This is a genomic window from Oerskovia rustica, from assembly GCF_014836555.1.
Classification (GTDB): domain Bacteria; phylum Actinomycetota; class Actinomycetes; order Actinomycetales; family Cellulomonadaceae; genus Oerskovia; species Oerskovia rustica.
In genome coordinates this window covers 29,808-38,118 of sequence record NZ_JACSQQ010000036.1, presented here as the reverse complement: position 1 = coordinate 38,118, position 8,311 = coordinate 29,808, and the positions used below count along the sequence as shown (strand labels likewise).

Sequence of the window (8,311 nt, the reverse complement as noted above, 5' to 3'; positions counted from 1 at the left end):
CGTCGGGGCGGCCGCCGCGGCGGGCGACCCGGCGGCCGTGCAGATCCTCACCGAGGCCGGCCGGCACCTGGCCGAGTCGCTCGCGGCCGCCCTCGTGCCCGGGCTGCCGCCGCTCGCCGCCGCGACGGGTGGCGTCCTGGCAGCAGGCCCGTCGCTGACGGGTGCGCTCGCGCGCCGCTTCGCCGCGCTGCGCCCCGACGCCGAGCTCGTCCCCTCCGCAGGCACCCCGCTCGACGGCGCGCTGCACCTGGCCCGGCTGCTCGCCGAGAGCGCCGAGAGCGCGGGGAGCGCCGGGCGCGCCGGTGGCACCGGCTCGCTCGTCGCGCACGAGCCGTGGCTGAGTCTCGGGGGCTCGCCCCCGGACCCCGCGCCCGCCACCGGCGCCCGCCCCCGAAGCGACAACCCCACCGCCAGCCACCCCGCACCGATCACAGGAGATCCGACATGACAGGTGATGGACTCGTCCGCATCCGGCAGGCCCTGCCGACCCTCCGCCCGGCCGAGGCCCGGATCGCGGAGGCCGTGCTCGCGGACCCGACCGCCGTCGTCGGGTCCACGATCAACGAGCTCGCGGCGCGAGCGGGCGCCTCCCAGGCCACGGTCGTGCGCTTCTGCCGGGCGATCGGCTACGCGGGCTACCCCGAGTTCCGGATCGACCTCGCCCAGGCCACGTCGCGCCGCGAGATGGAGCTCGAGCGCTCGAACGTCGCGCACGGCGAGATCAACGAGACGGACACGGCCGAGGACGTCGTCGCGAAGATCGCGTTCCACGAGGCGCGGACGATCGAGGAGACCGCGCGCATGCTCGACCTCGGCGCGCTCGAGCAGGTCGCGGCGGCCGTCGCGGCCGCGCCCCGGGTCGACGTGTTCGGCGTCGGGTCGAGCCAACTCACCGGGCAGGACCTCGCGCAGAAGCTCCAGCGCATCGGGCTCGTGTGCTTCGCCGCGCCCGACCCGCACCTCCAGCTCCAGTCCGCGGCGCTCCTGCGCCCGGGCGCGGTCGCGATCGGGATCTCGCACAGCGGGCAGACGGTCGAGACCAACCACGCGCTCGGCATCGCGCAGGCGCGCGGAGCGACGACCGTCGCGATCACCAACTTCCCCGAGTCCCCCCTGGGGCAGGAGGCCGGCATCGTCCTCGGCACCACGGCGCGCGAGACGCAGTTCCGCTCGGGCGCCCTGTCGAGCCGCATCGCGCAGCTCGCGGTCGTCGACTTCCTGTTCGTCCGCGTGGCCCAGCGCCTGTACGAGCAGACCAGCGCCAACCTCAAGGCGACCTACGACGCGGTCCAGCCCCACCGGCTCGACGGGGAGCGCAAGGCCCGGGCATGAACGTCTCCGCCGCGACGACGCGGGCCCTCGAGATCCGGACCGACCTCCTGACGCGGGTCGCCCAGGCGCACGACGCGTCGCACTACCTGCTGCGCCCCGAGGCGGTCGCGCGCGCGCAGGACGTGCCCGACGTCGTCGCCGCCTTTGCCGAGGCCCATCACCGCGGGCTCTCGGTCACGTTCCGCTCGGGCGGGACGAGCCTGTCGGGACAGGCGTCGGGCGCGGGCCTGCTCGTGGACACGCGCACGCGCTTCACGCGCGTCGAGGTGCTCGACGACGGCGCCCGCGTGCGCTGCCAGCCCGGCGTGACGCTGCGCTCGGTCAACGGGCGGCTCCTGCGCCACGGGCGGCGCCTCGGCCCCGACCCGGCGAGCGAGATCGCGTGCACGATCGGCGGGGTCGTCGCCAACAACTCCTCGGGCATGGCCTGCGGGACGGTCGACACCGCGTACCGCACGATCGAGTCGATGACCCTGGTCCTGCCCAGCGGGACCGTGCTCGACACGGGCGCCCCGGACGCGGACGAGCGGCTGCGGGCCCTCGAGCCCGCGCTGCACCGCGGCCTGGCCGAGCTGCGCGACCGGGTGCGCGCGAGCGCGTCGATGCGCGCCACGATCGCGCACCAGTACTCCATGAAGAACACCATGGGCTACGGCGTCAACGCGTTCGTGGACCACGACTCCCCCGTCAAGATCCTCGAGCACCTGGTCGTCGGGTCGGAGGGGACGCTCGCGTTCGTGGCGGACGTGACCTTCCGGACGGTGCCTCTGCTGCCCGCGGCCTCGACCACCCTTCTGGTCTTCGACGCGCTCGAGCACGCGACCGACGCCCTGGCGACCATCACCGGCTCGGGCGCGCGGGCGATCGAGCTGCTCGACGCGGCCTCGCTCCGCGTCGCCGCCGCCGACCCGCTCGCCGACGCGTCGATGCGGACCTTCGCGGCCGCCACGACCCAGACGGCCCTGCTCGTCGAGTACCAGGCCACGTCCCCCGACGGGCTCGAACCGTTCGAGGAGGCCGCGCGCCGCGTCATCGGCGACCTCGCCCTCGCGACGCCTGCCGAGCTCACGCGCGACCCCGCGGCCCGCGGGCGCCTGTGGCGTGTGCGCAAGGGCCTGTACACCGCGGTGGCCGGGGCCCGGGCGCCCGGCAGCACCGCGCTGCTGGAGGACCTGGTCGTCCCCGTCCCCGACCTCACCGCGACGGTCGGCGACCTGGGCGGGCTCTTCGAGCGGCACGGCTACGACGACGCCGTGACGTTCGGGCACGCCAAGGACGGCAACCTGCACTTCATGATCACCCCGCGCCTGTCCGACGACGGCGAGCTCGACCGGTTCGCGGCCTTCACCGAGGACATGGTGACCCTGGTGCTCGACCGCGGCGGCTCGCTCAAGGCCGAGCACGGCACGGGTCGCATCATGGCGCCGTTCGTCCGTCGGCAGTTCGGGGACGACCTGTACGCCGTGATGCGCGAGGTCAAGGCCCTGTGCGACCCGACCGGACTGCTCAACCCGGGTGTTCTCCTCACGGACGACGACGAGGGGCACCTGGCGCACCTCAAGCTCGTGCCGCCCGTCGGGGAACCGGCAGCGGGAGACCTCGCCGAGGTCGTGGACCGGTGCGTCGAGTGCGGCTACTGCGAACCCGCGTGCCCGTCGCGGACCGTCACGACGACCCCGCGCCAGCGCATCGCGCTGCTGCGCGAGATGGTCACGGCTGCCCCGTCCGAGCTCGCGGAGCTCGAGCGCGCCTACGAGTACTCGGCCGTCGACACGTGCGCCGTGGACTCGCTGTGCGTGACCGCCTGCCCGGTCGGGATCGACACCGGCAAGGTCATGAAGGTCCGCCGCGCGCAGCGACATGGGCCGGTCGTCCAGCGCGCCGGGCGCACGGCGGCCGACCACTGGGGCGGCGCGGTCACCGGCCTGCGTGGGGCGCTCGGCGTCGTCGACCGCCTGCCCACCCCGCTCGTGTCCGCGGCCTCGAAGGTGGGGCGCGCCGTGCTGGGTGCGGACGTCGTACCGCTCGTCGGGTCGGACCTGCCCGGGCCCGGACCACGTCGCGTGGCGTCGGCCGGGGCCGTCGCTGACGCGTCGGTCGTCTTCTTCCAGTCGTGCATGGGCTCGCTCTTCTCCCCCGCCGAGGCGTCGCCCAGCCCGGGCGGCGTGGGCCCGGCATTCCTCGCGCTGTGCGAGCGCGCGGGGATCACGGTCGCGATCCCGGCGGGGATCGCGGGCCTGTGCTGCGGCACGCCGTGGGTCTCCAAGGGGCTGACCGACGGCGCCGCCGCGATGGCCGAGCGGACCTTCGACGCGCTCTGGGCCGCGACCGACGGCGGTCGCCTGCCCGTCGTCTCGGACGCGTCGAGCTGCACGCACGGGCTCGAAGGGGTCGGGTCCCACCTGGCCGGCGAGGCGCGCGAGCAGTTCGAACGGCTGCGCGTCCTGGACGCCGTGACCTTCGTGCGGAGCGCCGTCCTGCCCGCGCTCGAGGCGAGCGGCCGCTCCCCCCGGGCCGCCGGTACGACGCTGGGCTCGCTCGTCTTGCACCCGACGTGCTCGTCGATCCACCTGGGGGTCGTGGGCGACCTCGAGGCGGTCGCACGCGCGGTGGCCGACGACGTCGTTCTCCCCCTCGACGCGGGATGCTGCGGGTTCGCCGGCGACCGCGGGATGCTCCACCCCGAGCTCACCGCCGCGGCGACGCGCGCCGAGGCCGCCGAGGTCGCGGCCCACGCACGCGATCACGGCACCGCGGACGCGTACGCGTCGAGCAACCGGACGTGCGAGATGGGCCTGAGCCGGGCGACGGGGCAGGACTACGTGCACGTCGTCGAGCTGCTCGAGGCGGCCACGCGTCCCTGACGGGTCCCGCACCCCGACGTGTCGGAAGGAGCGTGACCCGGAGGTCACGCTCCTTCCGACACGTGGGCGCAGGCGCCCGGAGCGGGGCGCAGGCTCAGCGCGGCTGCACGCCCGCGTGGATCAACCCGTAGATCGCGGAGTCCGTCAGCGCCTCCCAGGCCGCCTCGATGAGGTTCGGCCCGACGCCCACCGTCGACCAGGACGTCGCCCCGTCGGTCATCTCGATGAGGACTCGCGTGATGGCGTCCGTGCCCTGCTCGGTGTCGAGGATGCGGACCTTGAAGTCGATCAGCTCGAACGCCTCGATCTCCGGGTACACGCGCCGCAGCGCGAGCCGCAGCGCGTGGTCGAGCGCGTTCACCGGTCCGTTGCCCTCGCCCGTCTTGACGATGCGCTTGCCCCCGGCGTGCAGCTTGACGGTCGCCTCCGCCGTCGCCTCGGTGCCGCGTCCCCCGGCCCGCTCGACGATCGTGCGCCAGCTCTCGACCCGGAAGAACTGCGGCCGCTCGCCCGCGATCTCCTCGCGCAGCAGCAGCTCGAACGAGGCGTCTGCCGCGTCGTAGGTGTACCCGCGGGCCTCGGCCTCCTTGACGCGGTGCGTCACGCGCGAGAGCACGTCGGCCTGGTCGGAGAGGTCGAAGCCCATCTCCCGGCCCTTGAGCTCGATCGACGCGCGGCCCGCCATGTCCGAGATGAGCATGCGCATGTCGTTGCCGACGAGCGTGGGCTCGATGTGCTGGTAGAGGTCCGGGTCGACCTTGATCGCCGAGGCGTGCAGCCCGGCCTTGTGCGCGAACGCGCTGGCCCCGACGTACGGCTGGCGCGCGTAGGGCGAGATGTTGGTGATCTCGCTGATCGCGTGCGCGATGCGCGTGGTCTCCTGCAGGCCGCCGTCGACGAGCAGGCTCCGGCCGTGCTTGAGCTCGAGGTTCGCGACAACCGTGATGAGGTCCGCGTTCCCGGTGCGCTCGCCGTAGCCGTTGACGGTCCCCTGGACGTGCGCGGCGCCCGCGGCCACGGCCGCGAGCGAGTTCGCGACCGCGCAGCCCGAGTCGTTGTGCGCGTGCATCCCGAGCAACGGGTCGCCGGCCCGGGCGTGAAGGCCGTGCGGGATCCCGACGGCGTCGCGCAGCTCCGTGACGATCTCGCCGACCCACTCGGGCAGCATGCCCCCGTTGGTGTCGCACAGCGCGACGACCTCGGCCCCCGCCGCGAACGCGGCCTCGACCGCCGCGCGCGAGTAGGCGGGGTCGAACCGGTAGCCGTCGAAGAAGTGCTCGGCGTCCAGGACGACGCGGCGCCCCTCGGCCACGAGGAACGCGACGGTGTCGGTGATCATGGCGAGGTTCTCGGCGCCCGTGGTCCGCAGCGCGCGCTCGGCGTGGCGGAGGTCGGACTTGGCGACGAGCGTGATCACCGGCGCCTGCGATGCGACGAGCGCGCGCACCTGCTGGTCGTCGGCGGCCTTGATCCCGGTCTTGCGGGTCGCGCCGAACGCGGCCAGCACCGCGTTCTTGAGCGTGAGCTCCTTCGCGGCACGGGAGAAGAAGTCGGTGTCCTTGGGGATGGCCCCGGGCCAGCCGCCCTCGATGAACCCGACGCCCAGCTCGTCCAGGAGCGGGGCGATCGCGAGCTTGTCGGCGACGGTGAGGTTCATGCCCTCCTGCTGCGCGCCGTCGCGCAGGGTCGTGTCGTAGACGTGGAACGTCGAGGGTGCGCTCGCTGTGGCAGGAGCTACGGGGTTCACCTGGGAAGTCATCGTGCCGCTCTCTGGGGAGATCTCGGGGTCCAGCGGTGCCGCCTGGGCGAGACCACTCTAGGTGGATCGGGCGATCCGCTTCCGCGTCCGCCGGGGGTTCCTCGTTCCCGCGCGCCGGGCGGTCGCTCTCGTGAAGCTCGTGCCCGGCGCTTCGGTGCCCGACCGGGGTGGTGTCAGGCAACAAAAAAACCCCCCGAGGGTGCGGGAGGTTTGCGCGTCCGGTGTGGTGGCCGGGCGCGCTACTCGATAATGAGGTGGGATACGAGGTGTGTCACAGGACACATGCTGCCACAGCAGCCGCCAGGATGGAACGGTGTCCACGGACTGAGCACGCCAACCAGCGAGCGCCCGGAACGACAGCCTGCAACGACAGGAGACGCATCATGAGCGACCCGAACTTCCCGCCCCGCGGCAACGTCCCGCAGCCCGGTTCCCCCGGCCACCCCCAGGGGGTCCCGCCGGCCATCCCGCCCACGGTCCCGCCCGACCCGCACGTCGACTTCCCTGCGCCCCACGAGCCCGTCAACCCCGCGGACCCGCGCCTCGCGGTCGAGGTCGGCCGCTTCTGGGCGGGGGCGGCCGCCACGGCGCTGGTGGCCGCGCTCATCGGCCTCGTGGCCGTGATCATCCTCGAGCGGATCTTCTCGTTCACGCTCGTGCCGCCGCCGGACATCTTCTCGACCGCCTCGCACCAGGCCGCGTTCGCGATCGACGGGGCGATCCTCGCCCTGCTCGCCGCGGGGCTGCTGCACGTGCTGATCCTCACGACCCCGCGCCCGCGGGCGTTCTTCGGCTGGATCATGGCGCTCGTGATCGTCGTCATCACGGCCCTGCCGTTCGCCTGGACCACGGACACGACGTCGGCCGTGCTGTCCGGGCTCGTGAACCTGCTCATCGGGGTCGCCGTCTGGTCGCTGCTCGCGGGCGTCGCAGGCCGGACGATCGTGCGCCGGCCGGTCTGAGCCCCCGCCGACACGCCGAGTGCGGAGCAGCTGTCGCCGACCGGGTCGATCGGCGACGGCTGCTCCGCACTCAGCGGTACGTCGGTGGTGACCTCAGGCCAGGCGTGTCATCCAGCCGTGACGGTCCGCCGCCCGGCCGTTCTGGATGTCGGTGAGCTCGCCGCGGATCGCCAGGGTCAGCTCGCCCGCTCCGCCGTCGGCGATGGTGTGGTCGAAGTTCGACCCGCCCAGGCGGCCGATCGGCGTGACGACCGCAGCCGTGCCGCACGCGAACACCTCGGTCACCGCGCCGGACCGGATGTCGGCCAGGAGCTCCTCGAGCGGGATGCGCCGCTCGGTGACCTCGTGACCGCGGTCGTTGAGGAGCTGGATGATCGACGAGCGGGTCACGCCCTCGAGGATCGACCCCGTGAGCTCGGGCGTCTCGACCGAGCCGTCGGCCTTGACGACGAACACGTTCATTCCGCCGAGCTCCTCGAGGAACGTGCCCGTCGACGAGTCGAGGAAGCAGACCTGTTCGAAGCCCTTCTCCTGCGCGAGGGTCTGCGGCAGCAGGCTCGACGCGTAGTTGCCGCCGCACTTGGCGTCGCCCGTGCCGCCGGCACCGGCGCGGCTGAACTCGCGGTCGACCCAGATCGAGACGGGCTTGACGCCGCCCGAGAAGTACGGGCCCACGGGCGAGGCGATCACGAGGTACTCGGCCTCGAGCGAGGCCCGCACACCGAGGAACGACTCCGAGGCGTACATGAACGGACGCAGGTACAGGCTCGCCTCCTCGCCGCTCGGGACCCACTCGACGTCGGTGCGCACGAGCGCCGTGATCGAGCCAATGAAGTCGTCGACCGAGAGTGCCGGCAGCGCCAGACGGTGCGCGGACCGGGCGAACCGAGCGGCGTTGGCCTCGGGACGGAAGGTCCACACGGACCCGTCCTGGTGCCGGTACGCCTTGAGGCCCTCGAAGATCTCCTGGGCGTAGTGCAGGACCGCGGTCGCGGGGTCGAGCTGGAGGGGGCCGTACTTCTCGATGCGGCGGTCGATCCAGCCGTCCGTCGAGTTCCAGCTGATCCGGGCCATGTGGTCCGAGAACACGGTGCCGAACTTCGGGGCGGAGATCGCGGCCGCCCTGGCCTCGGGGGAGGTCGGGGTGTCCGAGGTGCGGATGTCGAAGAGCGCGACGAGATCCTCGGCCGAGGAAGCGGGCTGCGCTGTGAGGGGGGAAGTCATGTCATGGGCCTTTCACCTGGCGACCCGGGTGGGTTCCTCGCCTAGTTTTCCATGACAGAGCGCCCTTCGGCGCCCGCAGGGCGGGCGAGAACTCCCGGACCTTCGACGAGGACGTGGGAGCGGTGAGGACGGCAGAGGGTGCGCGCCGCCGTCGGGCCCCCGAGCAGGGG

General features: G+C 73.3%; 5 protein-coding genes and 1 pseudogene. 4 read left to right on the top strand and 2 right to left on the bottom strand.

Annotated elements, in window-relative coordinates; all coding sequences use genetic code 11:
- The 3 genes and pseudogenes from H9652_RS16565 to H9652_RS16555 all read left to right on the top strand — a co-directional run.
- Positions 1 to 448 (top strand): annotated as a pseudogene (locus tag H9652_RS16565) (hypothetical protein); the annotation flags it as partial.
- Entirely contained in the window at positions 445 to 1,332 is an 888-nt protein-coding gene (locus H9652_RS16560) for a MurR/RpiR family transcriptional regulator (protein WP_030152170.1), read from the top strand. The pseudogene H9652_RS16565 and the gene H9652_RS16560, both read left to right, overlap by 4 nt.
- The gene (locus tag H9652_RS16555) at positions 1,329 to 4,196 is read left to right on the top strand and encodes an FAD-binding and (Fe-S)-binding domain-containing protein (RefSeq protein ID WP_191797428.1); all 2,868 of its coding nucleotides are present in this window, start codon (positions 1,329 to 1,331) and stop codon (positions 4,194 to 4,196) included. The genes H9652_RS16560 and H9652_RS16555 overlap by 4 nt, the downstream gene beginning before the upstream one ends.
- Positions 4,197 to 4,290: 94 nt before the next feature.
- Here the strand turns inward: H9652_RS16555 and cimA are convergent, their stop codons facing one another.
- Positions 4,291 to 5,955, bottom strand: a complete 1,665-nt coding sequence (cimA, locus tag H9652_RS16550; protein WP_191797426.1) for a citramalate synthase — start codon at positions 5,953 to 5,955, stop codon at positions 4,291 to 4,293.
- 383 nt (positions 5,956 to 6,338) lie between these two features.
- On the opposite strand from cimA, the gene H9652_RS16545 reads away from it, so the two are divergent.
- Complete coding sequence (locus H9652_RS16545; RefSeq protein WP_191797424.1) at positions 6,339 to 6,917, top strand: DUF6069 family protein; 579 nt, start codon at positions 6,339 to 6,341, stop codon at positions 6,915 to 6,917.
- 93 nt (positions 6,918 to 7,010) lie between these two features.
- On the opposite strand, the gene H9652_RS16540 is transcribed toward H9652_RS16545, so the two are convergent.
- Positions 7,011 to 8,141, bottom strand: coding sequence for a branched-chain amino acid aminotransferase (locus H9652_RS16540; RefSeq protein WP_138823704.1), 1,131 nt, complete (start codon positions 8,139 to 8,141; stop codon positions 7,011 to 7,013).
- Between the last annotated feature and the right edge of the window lie 170 nt (positions 8,142 to 8,311).